Here is a 17,545-nt window from a genome sequence, read left to right on the forward strand (position 1 = left end):
GCGAGCATTCATTGCTCGCTTTTTTATTGCTTAATTCACTGCCGCTTTTAGATGCCAGCTCTTAAAGACTAGAGGTTACGACTACGACAGTAATTGCAACAACGCCTGAACAGGGTGTCTCATTTTGATATGTTCAAAACGTTTCACCTGACTACGGCATGAATAACCTGTCACCAAACAGCGCTCGGGATCCAACTTATCAATGTTTGGCTTCCAACTCAGATTGTAAACGCCCTTAGAGATTTCAAGTTTGTCTTTCTCATGCCCAAACGTACCTGCCATGCCACAACAACCGACAGCAACAGGCTTTAGCCCTGCCCCTAATTGATTGAAGATTGCCATCCATTCTTTTTCTGCATTAGGCATTTTGGTTTTTTCAGTACAATGCGCAAACAAGTACCAATCGTCGTTGTTATTTGCAGCATCACGTAATACATCATTCGCCTGCTCAGCCAGAAGTGGTGTTAACCATTCATGAGCCGTTAGTACATGAAAATCACCACGTGTTTCTTTCAGTACCTCTTCATACTCATCGCGATAACACAGTACAAGTGCGGGATCGACACCAACTAATGGAATACCCAAAGACGCCAATTGATTCAAAAAATCAGCCGTATTACGTGCTGTTTTTGCAAACTGACGTAAAAAGCCTTTCACATGTTGTGCTTTACCGTTGGGTTTAAATGGAACCAACATGGGTTTTTTACCTAATTTTTCAATTAAGTATACAAAATCACGGATCACTTCCGCATCGTAATAGCTGGTAAACGGGTCTTGAACAATAAGTACGTACTGACTACGCTCTGCTTGTGACAGCGCTTGTAACCACGATAAATCAAAATGGGTAGCGTGATGGCCATCTAAGCCTTCCATCAATGTTGGCACCGACAGTGCTGGCATATCAACATAACCGATCGCTTTTTCTGTTAGCTTTTTCGACCATCCTGGTCGCATTATCGCGTTAAACGTAACAGGGGCTTTGGCCATAATCGGCAGATAGTTTTCGACATACGCCACCAAGTAATCTTTGGCCGGACGTTGATAGCGACTGTAGTAGATATTCATGAAACGAGAACGGAAACTAGGTACATCTACTTTAATCGGACATTGGCTTGCACACGCTTTACATGCAAGGCAACCGTTCATTGCTTCCATCACTTCATGAGAATAATCATACTCATTCTTGTTTGGGCCATAGGTATTTTTCAGACGATCTATAATCTGCTTTACCGTGGGCGTCGTCGTGAGCAGCTTCTGCTCCAACTCATCGGCATTAATACCTTGTTCGGCTAACTGGCGTAACCATTCACGTACTAACCCCGCACGACCTTTTGGCGAATGACGACGATCAGCTGTAATTTTCATTGATGGACACATAGGAGAGCTGGTGTCGTAATTAAAACACAAACCGTTACCATTGCATTCCATCGCTTGTTTAAAGCTATCACGCGTTGTTACTGGAATCTGACGGTCGTAGAAACCCCGTTTAACACCATCAACTTTGACTAACTCATCGCTGCTGTTTAACGGCGTACAAATTTTACCTGGATTCATGCGATTATCAGGGTCAAATGCCGCTTTAATCCGACGTAATTCAGTAAATAGCTCGTCGCCAAAAAATGCAGGACCATACTCAGAGCGGAAACCTTTACCGTGTTCCCCCCACATTAAGCCACCATATTTCGCGACTAAAGCAACAACTTGGTCTGAAATTTCTTTCATGGTGCGTTCTTGCTCAGGATCGCACATATCTAATGCTGGTCGAACGTGTAACACACCAGCATCAACGTGACCAAACATGCCGTAATCAAGTTTTTTATCGTCTAAAAGTTGACGAAATTCAACAATGAAATCGGCTAAATTTTCAGGTGGCACGCAAGTATCTTCGGCGAAAGCAATCGGCTTTTTATTGCCTTGTACTGCCCCCAATAAACCCACCGCTTTTTTACGCATGGTGTAAATTTTTTGAATACTTGCCAGCTCATCACATACTTGATATCCGATTAAACCATCTTTTTGCTGTTCGATGAGAATATCTAGCTTTACGCATAAATCGATAACTTGGCGTTGGTTTTCTTGAGGGTCATTATTGGCAAACTCCACCATATTAATACCCAGCATATCTTTACCCGGTACATCGGTGAGTAAATCACTAACGGTATTCCAAACAATATCTTGCTTAGCAAAATTCAAAACGCGTGAATCGACAGTCTCTACCGATAACGCTTGAGCCTCTACCATCATAGGCGCACTACGTAACGCAGAATCGAAGCTGTCGTACTTTATGTTGACTAAAGTACGAGACTTAGGAATAGAGGTAATATTGAGCTTGGCTTCAGCAACAAAGGCTAACGACCCTTCAGCACCACATAAAAGACGGGCGATATCGAATGTTTCAACGTTCTCATCAAACACATTTTTAAGATCATAACCCGTTAAAAAGCGATTTAACGGAGGAAACTTATCAACAATCTGTTGGCGTTTTTCGCGACATACCGTGGATGAAGTGTTAATAGCATTACCGACAAAGCTGACATCATTCGCATAACGAGCAACACCGTTACTGTCTAGCGGCTCGGTTTCTAATATTGAGCCATCGACCAATACGGCTTTCAGGGCTAATACATGATCCGATGTTTTACCGTACTTTAACGACCCCTGACCTGATGCATCGGTACTAATCATACCGCCAATAGTTGCCCGGTTACTGGTTGATAAATCGGGCGAAAAGAAGAAACCATAAGGACGTAGAGCATCATTCAATTGGTCTTTAATTGTACCGGTTTGAACTCTTACCCACCCCTCCTCAGCATTCACTTCTAGGATTTGGTTCATATGCCGAGATAAGTCAACAATGATGCCCGGTGTTAATGATTGGCCATTAGTACCCGTACCACCACCACGCGGTGAAAACGTTACTTTTTTATACGCCTCTTTTTGACCAAGTTGACCTATTAGGGATAAGTCATTCACTGAACGAGGAAGCACAACGGCTTGTGGCAAGAGTTGATAAACACTATTGTCGGTAGCGACAGCAAGACGGCTCGCGTAACTTTTTTCAATATCGCCGGTGAATCCAGCAGATTCTAATTCAGTCAGATAACACAGTACGACGTCGTCGATACTACTCTGATATGTCAATACAGGTAACATTGCTCTCCCTCTCCAGTGTCTTTATCGTATCCTACGAAGACTGGCTTGTTATATTTGTCAAAATAGAAATAATTTATCTATAGCCACTTTACCTCACTCTTTATCTTAAACAAAGTGTGATCAAGCTCAATGCTGTTCAATAAAATTACGCATTATCAATATATGCTTTTAAAAAACAATCATTCTTTTGCTAACTTTTTATATAGCACCGAGGGAACAATTACCGCCCAGCCAATTGTCACAACAGACCCTATAGAGTTTATCACCACAACAATCAAGCTAACCGTAGAGCGGTGTGCAAGAGATGAAACAAAGTAACCAATCACAACAATACCAATCAACGTTATTAATGCAGTTACAAAACGGTTAAACACAGATAATGTAATCGAGTATTTAGGCACAAATTCAATACTTAAGAAAATGGCTAATAGTGCAGAGAATAAATAAACATGATCTGGCAGCTGAGTAACGCTAGCAATAACACCAACCAAGATCATTGTCCCCAACCAAAACCATTTACTTGCAATACTATCTTTTAATGGTATTTCATTGGAATGGCGCCATTTACGCCATAGAATGACAATCACAATACCCAGAATAATACTGGCAATCGTATCACTCATATAATGTACGCCATACCATACTCTAGCAATAGCTTGACCAATGATCATAAGTACAATGAAGAGTGTAAATAATGAGATACTCTTTGGCCTTTTTGCAATACTGTTCTTCTCACGTACAAAGCACCACAACATACCCCACAACACAGTCGCCATTAGTGTATGTCCACTAGGAAAGCTAAAGCCATAAGCATTTGTTTGCTGTAATTCCGGCACAATGTAAAAAGGTCTTGGGGAGGCAACACCATTCTTTAATAAAGAAGATATAAATATAACGCCTACTAATATCACTAATAGCTGCAATAAGGCCATTGGTCCATAAAGAGCAATTACGACTATGGTGACGAATAAAAGGAAATACGCTTCACCGGGTAAATTAACGACTGTCATCGTTACATCAAACAATGATTTAATAATATTTGACTGTGATTTAACCCATTGCTGAAAATCATTCATTAGCGTTAATTCAAAGCGATGTAAGGCATTCACTTTATCACTCAAATCAGAATAAACTGTTATCTCACTATTTGGCGTATTCTTAATCCACTTAGCCAGTAGATTCGTGTCATCAGGGTATCGATACTCATCACTACTCACGTTGTCAGGGTCGATTAAATAAACTCGCTTTACTTCTTTGCCGAAGTGCTCTGCAAACCACGAGGCTACAACCGTATAATTTCGATGATCATCCCGTGAAGACACTAAAATGGGTGTATCAGTCACACAGCTGTATATAGCAGCACGTCCACGGTATTGCAGTAATTTATCAATGGAAACCACCAGCCCAGTTTCTTCAAGCGCTTCACGAACAGCGGCTTCTTTTGCCGTATTTTCGGGATCAATATATCCACCTGGTAACGATAGCTTTTTGGTAATAACTTCCGACAACATCACAATTTTATCGTCATGGCGAATGACACAAACCGCCCCTACAATCCCTTCAGGAACTATATTTTTTTGTACGATCTCTTTATCTACAACACTGTCTAACAAAAACTCTCCATCCCGAGAAAGGCTGTTATTACTTACTGATGTTGCATAACTTAAAGAGGAAAAAAGCAAAAAGAAAAAGCTGAGTAGCCATACAGAGAAAATAGATGTCTTGGTGTTATAAAACACGGGATAGCCTTATCGATAAGTCATTGATCTTATACCATCTTACCTATCTTTATAGTAATCGTCATTCTGATTACAGCAAGAAATGCTTTCGTAAAACATCTATTGCCACATTCGCCGTTGAATCGTAGAAGATTATATAACCGCAATTGACGCACTCCATCACCTTATAAATTGTTTGCTCAATCACATTCTTAAAAAAGTCAGCACTACAATCAACGACATTGATTCCAAAGAATAAACCCATTAGGAACTATTGATAATATTTATAGGTAACCTGTTAAACATACCTATAACAATAAATCTAACTCCACTTCCCTTATGTAGATTCTATTTATTAATAAGGCATACCAATAATGACAATAACGTTAGGAACATCCTTTGCACGCGCCTCTGTGCTTACCACCGCAATCATAGGTAGCAGTTTCTTTGCCACTTCAGTGCAAGCCGATACCATTTTGCATGCATTTAACTGGTCATACAGCGACATTACACTACAAGCCAAGAGCATCGCACAGGCTGGCTATAAAAAAGTGCTTATTTCCCCCCCGCTGAAATCATCTGGCGATGAATGGTGGGCACGCTACCAGCCGCAAGACATTCGCTTAATCGACTCACCAGTCGGTAACAAAGAAGACTTACAAAAACTGATTGCCGCCTTTAAAGCTGAAGGTGTTGAAGTCTATGCCGACATCGTGCTCAATCACATGGCGAATGAAAGCTGGAAACGTAACGACCTTAATTACCCTGGCAGTGATCTGTTGACGCAATACAGCCAAAATATGGATTACATGAACAAACAGAAATTATTTGGGGATCTGACCCAAGGCAATTTCTCTGCCAATGACTTCCACCCTGCTGGATGTATTACCGACTGGGGCAATCCGGGACACGTGCAGTATTGGCGCTTATGCGGCGGTAACGGTGACACTGGTTTACCAGATTTAGACCCTAATAATTGGGTGGTGAGCCAACAGCGTTTATACCTGCAAGCATTGAAAACCATGGGTATTAAAGGGTTTCGTGTTGATGCTGTAAAACACATGAGCGAATACCAAATAAATCAAGTGTTCACTCCTGAAATCACAGCCGGTATGCATGTATTTGGTGAGGTGATCACCAGTGGTGGAAAAGGCACTAACGATTACGATGTTTTCTTACAGCCTTATCTGAATAATACAGATCATGGCGCTTATGATTTCCCGCTATTTTCTTCTATTCGAAATGCTTTTTCTTACAATGGCAGCATGAGCCAGTTACATGATCCGCAAGCATACGGACAAGCGCTAGCAAATGATCGTGCCATCACTTTTACCATTACTCACGATATTCCAACCAATGATGGTTTCCGCTATCAGATAATGGATAAGACTAACGAAAAACTCGCTTACGCCTATATTCTGGGTAAAAACGGCGGTACCCCTCTCATCTATAGCGATGCGCTTAAGCCTGAAGAAGATAAAGACAACGGCCGTTGGCGTGATGTGTGGAATAACGCTGATATGGTAAGCATGATTCGCTTTCACAACGTGATGCAGGGCAAGTCGATGGAAACCTTGTACAGCGATAAATGCCTGCTTATCTTTAAACGTGATAAAGCAGGGCTAGTAGCCATCAACAAATGTAGCGAAGCTCGCAGTTACACAATCGACACCTATCGCTACGAATTTAACTGGTATCAACCTTACATTGATGTGCTCAGTGGCAGCAGTGAAACCATTACTTCACAAAACCACAGCTTAACCATCCCAGCGCAAACCGCTCGGATGTGGATGCAATAACCGATTTGAGTTTGTTTGATTTGCCTCATTAAGTGATTACACACCCTTGATGAGGCGAACCATAACCAACTAGAAACAGTTTATTTTTCAGAAAACATCATCAGTATATTTTAGGTTTATGTCGGCATTTTACAGCTGGTTCTATTTTTTTATTTTAAATATTAAACTAACTGTAACAAATGGTGACTAATATAATGGAAGATGATTAAGGAAATCAGATCAACAAATGAAAATGAATATATCACTTTTCATTTAACAAAAATAAAGTTAAAGTAATTACTCTATTTTACGGAATGGTACTATATTCAATTAAACTCATTTGAAGATTACATGCGAAAACCGTCAAGCATACTCACCACCATTATTACGCCCACTAATAACAACAAAATAAAAACGATTAATTTTCATTTCGAATTTTTTATTCCATTATTAAACTGGTCTGATTTGTTTTAATATATTCAACTTTTAAAATCCTATCCAAATTTGGCATTCGCCAAAAAATAAATATAAGAATTATTAAATAATGAACAAGAAGCGTCTGTTAACTCAAGCTATCGTTGCGGCGATCGCTCTTTCTTCTACACAAGCAATGGCAGCAGGTTTTCAACTTAATAGTCAATCTGCAACAGGTCTCGGTCGTGCATTTGCGGGCGATGCGGTAATCGCTGATAACGCATCTGTGATTTCACGTAACGCAGCTGCAATGACAATGTTTAAAGAAACAAGCATGTCTATCGGCTTCACGGTTATTGATACTGATGTATCAGTAAAAGATGCATCGTATAAACACTTACCTAATCACACTTTTGGGGCTGACGACATTGGCAGCACGAGTGTTGTACCCAATTTTTACATAGTGTCACCAATCAACGATAAAATGGCTTGGGGTATTTCTGCATACTCTAATTTCGGCACTGGTACTGAATTTTCAAGCGATTTCAAAGCACCTTTATTGGGCGGTACTACCGAAGTAATGAGTATGAACTTCGGAGCAAGCCTTGCTTACCGCTTAAATGAACAGTGGAGTATTGGTGGTGGTCTCGATCTAATTTATGGTCAAGGTAAACTGAAACGTGACCTAGGGCCAATCAACGCGCTTGATGCTGAAGCCGATGGTTTTGCTCTTGGTTTCAACCTAGGAACAGTTTACGAATTAAACGAGAATAACCGATTTGGCTTAAGCTATCGTTACAGCCCAACACTTGAAGCTGAAGGTGATATTCATTACGCGGGTAATGATACAGACAAATTAAGCGTACCTTTACCAGATATGGTGGAGTTCTCTGGTTACCACCTGCTGACTGAAAAATTTGCTGCACACTACAGCCTACAGTGGGTCGGTTGGGGTGCTTTCGATAAAGTCGAGACTAATGGCACCACAATTAAAGATTACAACTGGAAAGATGCTGGCCACGCCTCTATTGGTGGTACTTACTACCTAAACAACGACTGGGCGCTACGTGCAGGTTACATGTACGATATCTCAGCTGCTGATGAAGACAAATCACTATCAATTCCTGATTCAGACCGCCAGTGGTTCTCAGCTGGTTTCACATACAACATCAACAGTAAGTCGAATATTGATTTCGGTGCAACTTATTTACTGGGTCAAGATGTTGATGTAACCGAACAAGTAATCGCAGGCCAACCTCTTGCTGGCACAGTATCAGCAACAACGCGCGCAAATGCGATACTTGTTGGTCTTCAGTACAGCCGCTCTTTCTAAATAAAAATAAGAAAGATACAAACAACAGAGCCCTTCGCTTTTTTAAAAAATATGCGTCAGGGCTTTGTTAATCAAACAAGATTTTATCACTCACACCTACAATATACTTTGTTGTATTAGTATAATTACATCAACGTCAAACTTTCTTGTAATATATTGATATAAAATATATTAAATCATCTAGCTATATTTTCCTTAATACCGTCTCTAGCTTAAAATTACCTGTAAATTTTTGGTTTCTTTCGGACTCAAGGTCTATGATTTAACTATTGAACCTTATTTGGGTTTAGATATGAGTAAAACAAGAAAGATAATAACAATCCGATACGGATTAAAAGCAGGGGCAATGACTGCATTTATCGATGCAGGTAATATCGCAGAAGTCGATCCATTTGTGCTGTGGGATCATTTTACCGCCAAAAATAAAATGAAACCTGTTGGGCTAGATTTTCATGGGCACTCTGGCGTCGATACGATAAGTTACTCTGTTGTAGGCAAAGTAAAACATGTCGATTCTTCTGGCTGTCATGCGACGCTAGAAGGAGGTGACGTGCATGTTATGACCACCGGAAGCGGTATCGTACACAAAGATACATTAACCCCAGTAAATGGCGTAGTGGAAACATTTCAGCTATGGACGGCATTACCCGCAGGCAATGTGGAAATGGAAGCAGCCTATAGCACCAATTACAAAACCGCAATACTCCCCCTTGTCGAAGAAGCCGACTCAACCACCAAAGTACTTGTTGGAAGTTACAAAGGAATTAATAGCCCCGTTAGCTATAGTATTGATATCGTTTACCTTGATATTATTATTTCTCCTTACGGTACGTGGACATTCCAACCAAAGAGTAACCTCACTGCTGGCTTTATCTATTTACGTTCGGGTAAAGCTTATATTAGTGGGAATCAGCTACAACCCAATCAAATGGCAATATTAGATTTGAGTTCACACGCTCTAGAAATAAAAACAAGTGATATTGGCACACGTTTATTCGTTGTGCTTGGTGAACCGCTAAATCAGCCACTCATTAGTTCTGGTGCCTCTATCCATTCATCACATAAGAATCTAAAAAGCGGAGGGGAAAAAATTGAAGAACTAATGGGAAATATAGAGATATGAAAACATAAATAAAGCCGATTTCAGATTATTTCGATTAATAATCTGAAAATCTGCTTATAAACACGATATAACGAATACTAAATAGAAGCTATCTACTCGCGGTGAGCAGATTTAAACGTACCATTCGAGTTAAACCATAGTACTTGTTTTTTCTTGCGACCAATCAATATAGGGCCGTCATCAAAGAATAAGAAATTCTTCCAATTACGTTTAAACACGCCCCATTTGGTCTCAATCACATTGTATTTCTCATAACAAAAGAAGACCGTTGTATTATCTTCCCAGTCGATGAATTCTAACACTCCGTTTGGCAAAGTGGCATCATCACTATCCCACTCAGTTTGCCAATCAGTATTTTCACTCCAAATTTGTTCATTCGAGGCCCAATCACCTTTCTCAAAGTGATCAGCATCAGGGCTGTGTTTACTAATATGCTCCGACCAAATTTGAGAAGAGCGCGCTTGGGTAAACGGCTTAATTTCTTCCAAATCAGCAGCTGCGACTGGCATAGATGCGTGGGTAAAAATCCACTTGCGAGAATACTTATCTAACTCTACGTAGTTCATTCATCGACCTAACAAAACATTGACGGAAGCAATTTACATCAGTCACCGATATTGTGCCAGTTCTCTGTTAAAAAACGCTCATATAATGACAACCTAGTTTCAGCATCATTACGAATACTAATAAGGGCGTTTAGCGTATACCGCTATCGCCCCTATCTCTACTTAGCCAACCAGATACATTGAATAATTTTATTTTAAATCCCACGCATTACTGATCCAGCCACCAACATCCTCATCAAAATGACTTCCGCTATACTGAGGAACGTCTTTGACTACTTCATCATGTGCATGAGAATCTAGCAACTGAGAGATATGATTAGCCATAGGATCATTTTGTTCAGTAAGCCGTCGCCGTGTCATTACTTCTTTTATTACCTGTAAACGATACGACGAGTTCATTCTTTTCATTTTTTGATTCCTCCTCTCAGTTAAACCCCAATAAAAATAGAACCCTCACCCTAAATCGTCAAATTTGTGACTTCAATTTGTCATGTCCATTTGATATGGCAATATTTTATGTTCTGCAATAAAAACAACGCCTTATTGAGGCCTAAGGATCTCGAGAAAAAAGTAAGATAAAAATGAAGGAAATAACCACATGATTTAAATGAAATAATAAATTTTAGCTCTTTAATTAACTTTTTATTTCAGCACTATGATTACATCTTACTTATAGACTTTACTGGCCACTTTTCTATACATCAATGCTAAAAATGCATCTGCAACTTCAGTTTACAGCGACTATAAACGTTCTAATTTTTCATCACTTTTTTGTACTTTTACACTTTTTAATGCGCAAAAAATCACAAGCGATACATACCAAATTAGTCTCAAGATGTAGAGTTACTCCTCAAAGACGAGTTGGAACGAGCATCTTGAGGGGATTTGAGTATAAAATACTAAACATAATCAAATAACACGCTTGCTTACTCGTTAACATTTGCGCTTATCAATACTCTTTAATGCCACATGATTAAACGAAAGGCAGCCTCATAAAAAGATAAATACAATCATGTATAATTTAGCGACTAATTTAGAGCGCAATGCGACCTTTTGCCCTACAAACACTGCGTTGATTTTTCAAGAACAGAAATTTAACTATCAAGAACTTAATCGCATGGTTAACCAAGTGGCTAATCAGCTAGTACAATTAGGTATTAAGCCTGATGATAAAGTGGCGCTATCTTGCCCAAACATGCCAGCTTTTGTCGTTAGCTATTATGCAATTCAAAAAGTAGGTGCAGTAACAGTACCTTTAAATATTATGCTGAAGGGAGCGGAGGTTGCCTACCACCTTAATGATTCAGATGCTATCGCACTGATTTGTTACCAAGGAAATAGTGCATTACCAACAGGTCAATTTGGTCATGCCGGGTTCCTTCAAGCTAGCTGCTGTAAACACTTCATCATGATTGAAGCAGAAAATAATCAAGAAGCCTTGCCAGAAGGCACTCATGCTTTTAATGCATGGTTAGCATCATCAGAGGTCCATTTTGATGCGGTGTACCGTAAAGCAGAAGATAGCTGTGTCATCTTATACACCTCAGGTACAACAGGCCATGCAAAAGGGGCTGAATTAAGCCAAAGTAACATGCTGTGTAATGCGCAAGCCTGCCAAGCGTTAACCAACCAAAAAGGCACCGATGTGAGTATTGCGGTTCTCCCTCTGTTTCATACATTTGGTCAATCTCTAATACTTAATACCTCAGTGCTTGCTGGCAGCGCTTTAGTCTTAATTCCACGCTTTGTACCTAAAACGGTCATGCAACAGATGTACACGCATAAGGTCACGCATTTTGCTGGTGTACCAACGATGTATATCGGCTTACTCGCGTTTACTGAAAAACACGGCAATGAATATATCAATGAAATTGCAAAGAATATGAAAGTTGCTATTTCGGGTGGAGCCTCAATGCCAGTTGAAATATTAAAACGCTTTGAAGAAATATTAAATGTTCCAGTTATTGAAGGTTATGGTTTATCGGAATCATCACCTGTTGCCGCATTCAACTTACTTGAATATAAGCGTAAACCCGGAAGCATTGGACAGCCATTGCCAGGCGTAACTATGAAGGCGGTTGATAAAGATGGCGTAGAGGTCGCTCAAGGTAGAGAAGGTGAGCTTCTTATTCGCGGGCATAACGTAATGAAGGGCTATTATAAGAAGCCTGAGGAAACGGCTAAAACCATTGTGAATGGTTGGCTTCATACGGGTGACATTGTACGTATTGATAACGAAGGTTATGTATTTGTTGTCGATCGCTTAAAAGAAGTTATTATTCGTGGTGGTTTCAATATCTATCCTCGAGATATTGAAGAAACCTTCATGACACATCCAGACGTACATCTGGTTGCTGTTATTGGTGTACCTCATAAAACATACGGTGAAGAAGTTAAAGCATTTGTGGTGCTAAAAGAGGATAGAAAAATAACATCGAAAGAATTTGTTCATTGGGGTAAAGAGCGTTTAGCTGATTACAAGTACCCTCGCCAGGTTGAAATATTAGAATCGTTGCCAATGACTGCAACAGGGAAAATTCTTAAGCGAATGCTGAAATAAATAAGCATAATAAAACGTAATAACGGCTCAATTTGTGAGCCGTTGCTTTATACCTTCACCAAGATACTAAATACAGTAGACCAGTAATAAAATTAGCTTCAATCGTATGTTTATACTAATTTCTGGTTCTACTCATGCTAATAAATTAAAATCTAACTTATTTTATTTGAACTTAATCCGCAGCTTATTTAACATCTCTTTCATTCACACACTACGAATTTCTTCAGCTAAATCACGACTGATAGCCTTAAGGCGTTGAATTCATAATTTATCACTATCCACTAGGTGTATTGTATATGTTGTTTGGTAAAAAATGTCCTTCATGCACTATAGGAACACGTTTTCATCGAGTACAACGAAGTTTTGTTGAGCGTAATCTAACAAGAATTCATTACTTCAAATATACTTGCCAATCATGTCGTCACCATATTTTCTTTCATACTAAAAAGACAAACAAGTCCATTGTTGGTACATAGAATAGAGTTATTTAACTACTCCTACTGACAGCTTGATTTCTTTAATACCTCTTACTATTCTAACTTGATTTTGCGATAACCGACGCTAAATGCTAACGTTTACTATGATGAGTTATTCTTAATTAGAATATCAATAAGACAAGAGGCAGTATGAAAAGCGTTTACTTATCGATAACAGCTATACTGATGGGCTTTTCATCATCGCTATTTGCTACAGAATTACCTAAAAAATACCACCAATGTAAAAAAATACTGACGTATAACGTTTTTTTTCATGGTGCCAAAATCGGTACATTTGAACGACAGATCAATTGGAATAACAACAACGTCAATGTATATACCTATAGCAATATAGATGTATTAGTAACAAAGTCATCTCTAAAACAACATTCATCTTACAAATGGTCACCCGACAAAAATAGCTTTATTTCTCAATCATTTGATCGAGACGTAAAAGGTCTTATTTCTGGAAAATTCACGGCTAAGTTTAGCGATAATGCCAGTAAATCATCCGTAGATTCTAACGGTGTAACAATGACATTTTCAGATGACTCAATGCCACTACTGGACGCTGATGCACTGGCTAGCCAAATGCGTTTAAATGTTATCAATGGTGAGAAGACGTTTGATTTTTTATTGCAAGATGCCGATGAAGTAAATCATTATTATTTTGAAGTAAAAGGACAAGAAACGATTAATACGAACTTTGGCAAACTGAAGGCAATTCGGGTTGAGCAAACAAGAAAAAGCGACCGAAAACTATACCTATGGTTTGCACCAGATTTAGATTATCAATTAGTACTCGGTACATATAAGCGTAAAATTCTCGACTTAAAAACGACATTAAACTCAAAGAAAATAATCTGTCCACCAGTGAAAGTTGTCTCTAAGCCATTCATACCACAAACACAATAAACCTCTAAATGCGGTCTTACTGCACAAAAGAAAATCGCCTTAATTAACATCGGTTTTAACAGCTGGCCGTTATTTGGCGGTTACTTTACCACCAATAATTTTATATGCCGGCGTTCCTCGTACTAAAGTATCACGGGCAAATTGCACCTTACAGTTAGGGCAAATACACGGTTCATTCGTAAAATCTTTCGTTATTCGTTCTTTAAAACATTTCACTAATGCGCCTTTGCCGCCTTTACGGTATTTAAATAATTGTGTTTTACAACCAGCACACAATACATCAACGGTTTTGATTGGACCTTTTTTGTTCGGCTTTGCCATTTACTTTCTACACTATGTACTAAATGAAGATATTGCCCAGTAACTGCGTTCTATTTTAACGGCAGCCTCACTTGTTGAATCAAGCTGTCTATTATGTATAAATGCTCATCAAGCACGCCTGCTAAATTGCCATACTTAGGCTTATGACGATCGTTTTCCAACGGATGATGCCAGCCATGAGTTGTTTCTACAAATGTATTAGCAAACGACTCCGAAATCGATAAGCACCCAGCCAATACGGTATCAACATACGTTTGTACTATTGGCTGATGCTCGCACGGTGCTTCAGTGTTATCTTTAACGTAAACCCAAACTGTCTCATTCTCTTCAAAGGTAAAATCGTCGATAACACTGGTAATACTATCAAGATTTACGCGAACGCGGTGATAGCCTTTTTCTCTACGATCAAATTCTTTCAAAGCAATGTCATCAACAGCAACTAATACGCCATTACATCGTCCTTCACCGATTCTTGCCACTAACGGCGCTATTTTATAACTACCGTCAACTTTCCCCCAACAACGCTGTAAACCCTGTATCACAGCAGGAATCGCTTTACCCGTTTGTCCCGTTAATTGACGTGAATGACTGTTAATCAAACTTCCATAACCAAAAATATACATAAAGCTCATACCCCAATGTTGTATACCCAAGTTACCTCTAATACGGTAATCCAAAGTAGTGCGAAAACTGTATCCATTCTTGTTGCAGCTCTTCTATATTTCCACGCAAGAACTGTACCTCTTTACCGGGAGCTGCTTGGGCAAGCTTCGCCATATCAACCCGTGCAACGCATCCCATTTTAGGGTATCCGCCCAATGTTTGACGATCATTGAACAAAATTATAGGCAATCCATTCGGTGGAACTTGTATCGCTCCATACGCAATCCCTTCAGAAATAATACCACCGACTACCGTATTCAAACTTGATCCATCAAGGCGACATCCCATACGGTCGCACTGTGGGCTTACTTGGTAAGTATTAGAATAAAACATTGCCTTATCGTGTTCAGAAAACAATGCATGTTGATACGATTCAATCACTCTTAACGTTAATGGTGCTTCATAATCAGGGATGAAACGCGGTGCTACGTATAACGCTTTGTGCGTATACTTCACACGAAACTCACGCTTTAACATTGGCAGCTTATCACCCACAAGTAATGCTCGACCACCATCAATCCCCCCCACTTTATTTCGCACAATGGTAGAAACACTGCCCATCAACGGTTCACATTGAAAGCCTCCCTCTACAGCTAAATACGTACGTAGGCCTTTTCTTGGGTAATTAAACGCTAACAACGATCCTTTACGTAGACAAAACGTTTGCCAAGGCTTAACGGGGATACCATCAATAGTGGCAGCAGCATCAGCCCCTGTAATCGCGCATACAATATCAAGATCTGATTTAAAACTGGCTTGTCCTAACGTCATTTCCAGTTGTGAGCAAGACATGTCATTACCCAATAAATAGTTAGCCCAGCAATACGCATGCATATCTAATGCACCACCTTGACTTAAACCTAACTGCGCAACACCTAATCTTCCCGAATCTTGCAGTAGAGTTAACGAACCAGCACGTACTACTTCCAATTCGGCCATATTTCCCCTCCGAGATCTAAGAATGTTTGACGGTCAATTGCTTCAAAGGCCACTTTATCCCCGACTTCAAATGGTGAAATAGGGTCAGTATTTGGTGAGAATAATTGCTGAGGGCAGTTACCAATAATTTGCCAACCTCCGGGGGAATCATTTGGGTATACTGCAGTCTGTTGATCAGCAATGCCAACACTGCCTGCAGGTATTTTCAGACGAGGTTCGGCATGCCTAGAAGTGGCTATCGTATTGTCTACAGATGCAAGAAAAGCAAAGCCAGGGGCAAAACCGATAGCGCATACTGTATATATTTTCTGCTGATGTAAGGTAATAACTTGTTCTATCGAAAGTTTTTTTTCTTTGGCTAACGACGATAAATCAGGTCCTACGCTCATATCATAATACACGGGAAGCGTAATGGTTTTACCACGAATAATTGTGTATTGATCGTTACTGCTTAGCTTACGATCCTCCCCCTGCTTGAGCTCTTTACTTGCCCACGCCAACACATTTACTTGAATAGACTTAAAGTTGATCTTTAAAGGGTGGTACTGGATTAAAATTGACGTGTAAGAAGGTGTTATATCAATCAACTGTTCGGCAAAATGCAGCTCTAGATAACGGGTTAACTGTGCGATCACCTGCGTTAATTGAAGATCAATTTGATCGCCTAAATAAATAATCAGACTGGTTTCAGATACAGGCTCAATCTTTATCATGGATTAAGTACCTTATGTAATTCTGCAATGCTCACAATTGATGTTTCATTATCGCCATGTACACACACTGTATCGGCATTAAGTGCCAATCGTTTCCCATCAAGCGTAACAACATAGCCTTGAGATAATTGAATTACTTGAAGTTTAATTCTTTCAGGGTTGTGATGAACAGCACCAATTTGTGACCGAGAAACCAAAGAGCCATCAGAATCATATGCACGATCAGCAAAGGCTTCTTCCAGAAGTTCTACATGATATTGCTTGGCTATTGCTTGATAAGCCGAATTGTCGGTTCGCGCTAAAATCATCAATTTAAGTGCATTAGACGGTGCATTTTTGATTCGTTCAACATTCAAACCGGAGATAGCTTTTACTATTGATTCGAAAATATCACGGTTTACCATCATGTCATTATATAAAGCGCCATGAGGCTTAACATAAGACACTTTGTTATTATGCAATCGACAAATGGCATCTAAAGCGCCCACCTGATAGGCGATTAAATGGGTTATTGATGATAAAGCGTGAGGGATGCTACGTCGTCCAAAACCAAGCTTGTCATCATAACCGGGGTGAGCGCCTATTTGTACTTGGTAGGTAGCTGCCCATTCAACAGTTTGCGCCATAATATCAGGATCCGAAGCATGAAAACCGCAGGCAATATTTGCCATATCGATAAATGGCATAACCTTTTCGTCATTACCCATTTGCCACGGACCATAACTTTCACCCATATCGCAGTTCAATTTCATCGCGAATCCTTGCTTATAAAATTAACAACACAGCGTATAAACACGTTATAACAATAGATTAAAGCACAACTTTCTAAAAAGACTTTATAACAAGCCTATTGTTAATCAAGTCATATAATAA

General features: G+C 39.6%; 14 protein-coding genes. 5 read left to right on the forward strand and 9 right to left on the reverse strand.

Going from position 1 to position 17,545, the window contains the following annotated elements; genetic code table 11:
* Positions 1-81: 81 nt before the first annotated feature.
* Positions 82-3,153 (reverse strand): D-2-hydroxyglutarate dehydrogenase YdiJ, encoded by a 3,072-nt coding sequence (gene ydiJ / locus C9J48_RS01870; RefSeq protein ID WP_006231378.1) that lies wholly within the window; start codon positions 3,151-3,153, stop codon positions 82-84.
* Between the two features lie 179 nt (positions 3,154-3,332).
* Positions 3,333-4,892: a bifunctional NUDIX hydrolase/phosphatase PAP2 family protein gene (locus C9J48_RS01875; RefSeq protein ID WP_081450103.1), complete on the reverse strand. Its 1,560-nt coding sequence runs from the start codon at positions 4,890-4,892 to the stop codon at positions 3,333-3,335.
* A gap of 353 nt (positions 4,893-5,245) precedes the next feature.
* On the opposite strand from C9J48_RS01875, the gene C9J48_RS01880 reads away from it, so the two are divergent.
* The 3 genes from C9J48_RS01880 to C9J48_RS01890 all read left to right on the forward strand — a co-directional run bounded on the left by C9J48_RS01880 (position 5,246) and on the right by C9J48_RS01890 (position 9,519).
* Positions 5,246-6,670 (forward strand): alpha-amylase family protein, encoded by a 1,425-nt coding sequence (locus tag C9J48_RS01880; protein ID WP_006231376.1) that lies wholly within the window; start codon positions 5,246-5,248, stop codon positions 6,668-6,670.
* A gap of 523 nt (positions 6,671-7,193) precedes the next feature.
* The gene (locus C9J48_RS01885; RefSeq protein ID WP_006231375.1) at positions 7,194-8,396 is read left to right on the forward strand and encodes an outer membrane protein transport protein; all 1,203 of its coding nucleotides are present in this window, start codon (positions 7,194-7,196) and stop codon (positions 8,394-8,396) included.
* A 292-nt stretch (positions 8,397-8,688) separates the two neighbouring features.
* Positions 8,689-9,519: a pirin family protein gene (locus tag C9J48_RS01890; RefSeq protein ID WP_242610838.1), complete on the forward strand. Its 831-nt coding sequence runs from the start codon at positions 8,689-8,691 to the stop codon at positions 9,517-9,519.
* Between the two features lie 92 nt (positions 9,520-9,611).
* On the opposite strand, the gene C9J48_RS01895 is transcribed toward C9J48_RS01890, so the two are convergent.
* Positions 9,612-10,085, reverse strand: a complete 474-nt coding sequence (locus C9J48_RS01895) for a DUF2947 domain-containing protein (RefSeq protein ID WP_006231373.1) — start codon at positions 10,083-10,085, stop codon at positions 9,612-9,614.
* 189 nt (positions 10,086-10,274) lie between these two features.
* A complete protein-coding gene (locus C9J48_RS01900; protein ID WP_006231372.1) occupies positions 10,275-10,493 on the reverse strand; it encodes a hypothetical protein in 219 nt (72 codons plus the stop codon).
* 604 nt (positions 10,494-11,097) lie between these two features.
* On the opposite strand from C9J48_RS01900, the gene C9J48_RS01905 reads away from it, so the two are divergent.
* Positions 11,098-12,645 (forward strand): long-chain-fatty-acid--CoA ligase, encoded by a 1,548-nt coding sequence (locus C9J48_RS01905; protein WP_006231371.1) that lies wholly within the window; start codon positions 11,098-11,100, stop codon positions 12,643-12,645.
* 626 nt (positions 12,646-13,271) lie between these two features.
* Positions 13,272-14,036: a DUF3108 domain-containing protein gene (locus C9J48_RS01910; protein WP_006231370.1), complete on the forward strand. Its 765-nt coding sequence runs from the start codon at positions 13,272-13,274 to the stop codon at positions 14,034-14,036.
* A gap of 69 nt (positions 14,037-14,105) precedes the next feature.
* Here C9J48_RS01910 and C9J48_RS01915 read toward each other — a convergent pair whose 3' ends face one another.
* The 5 genes from C9J48_RS01915 to C9J48_RS01935 are packed head-to-tail and all read right to left on the reverse strand — an operon-like array spanning position 14,106 to position 17,424.
* Entirely contained in the window at positions 14,106-14,357 is a 252-nt protein-coding gene (locus tag C9J48_RS01915) for a hypothetical protein (protein ID WP_006231369.1), read from the reverse strand.
* A 50-nt stretch (positions 14,358-14,407) separates the two neighbouring features.
* Positions 14,408-14,980: a gamma-glutamylcyclotransferase family protein gene (locus C9J48_RS01920; RefSeq protein ID WP_006231368.1), complete on the reverse strand. Its 573-nt coding sequence runs from the start codon at positions 14,978-14,980 to the stop codon at positions 14,408-14,410.
* A gap of 37 nt (positions 14,981-15,017) precedes the next feature.
* Positions 15,018-15,959, reverse strand: a complete 942-nt coding sequence (locus C9J48_RS01925) for a 5-oxoprolinase subunit C family protein (protein WP_006231367.1) — start codon at positions 15,957-15,959, stop codon at positions 15,018-15,020.
* A complete protein-coding gene (gene pxpB, locus C9J48_RS01930) occupies positions 15,941-16,672 on the reverse strand; it encodes a 5-oxoprolinase subunit PxpB (RefSeq protein WP_006231366.1) in 732 nt (243 codons plus the stop codon). Before pxpB ends, C9J48_RS01925 begins: the two co-directional genes overlap by 19 nt.
* Entirely contained in the window at positions 16,669-17,424 is a 756-nt protein-coding gene (locus tag C9J48_RS01935; protein ID WP_006231365.1) for a 5-oxoprolinase subunit PxpA, read from the reverse strand. The genes pxpB and C9J48_RS01935 overlap by 4 nt, the downstream gene beginning before the upstream one ends.
* Positions 17,425-17,545: the final 121 nt, after the last annotated feature.

Origin of the sequence: Photobacterium profundum (genome assembly GCF_003026285.1) — a bacterium.
Taxonomy (GTDB): Bacteria; Pseudomonadota; Gammaproteobacteria; order Enterobacterales; family Vibrionaceae; genus Photobacterium; species Photobacterium profundum.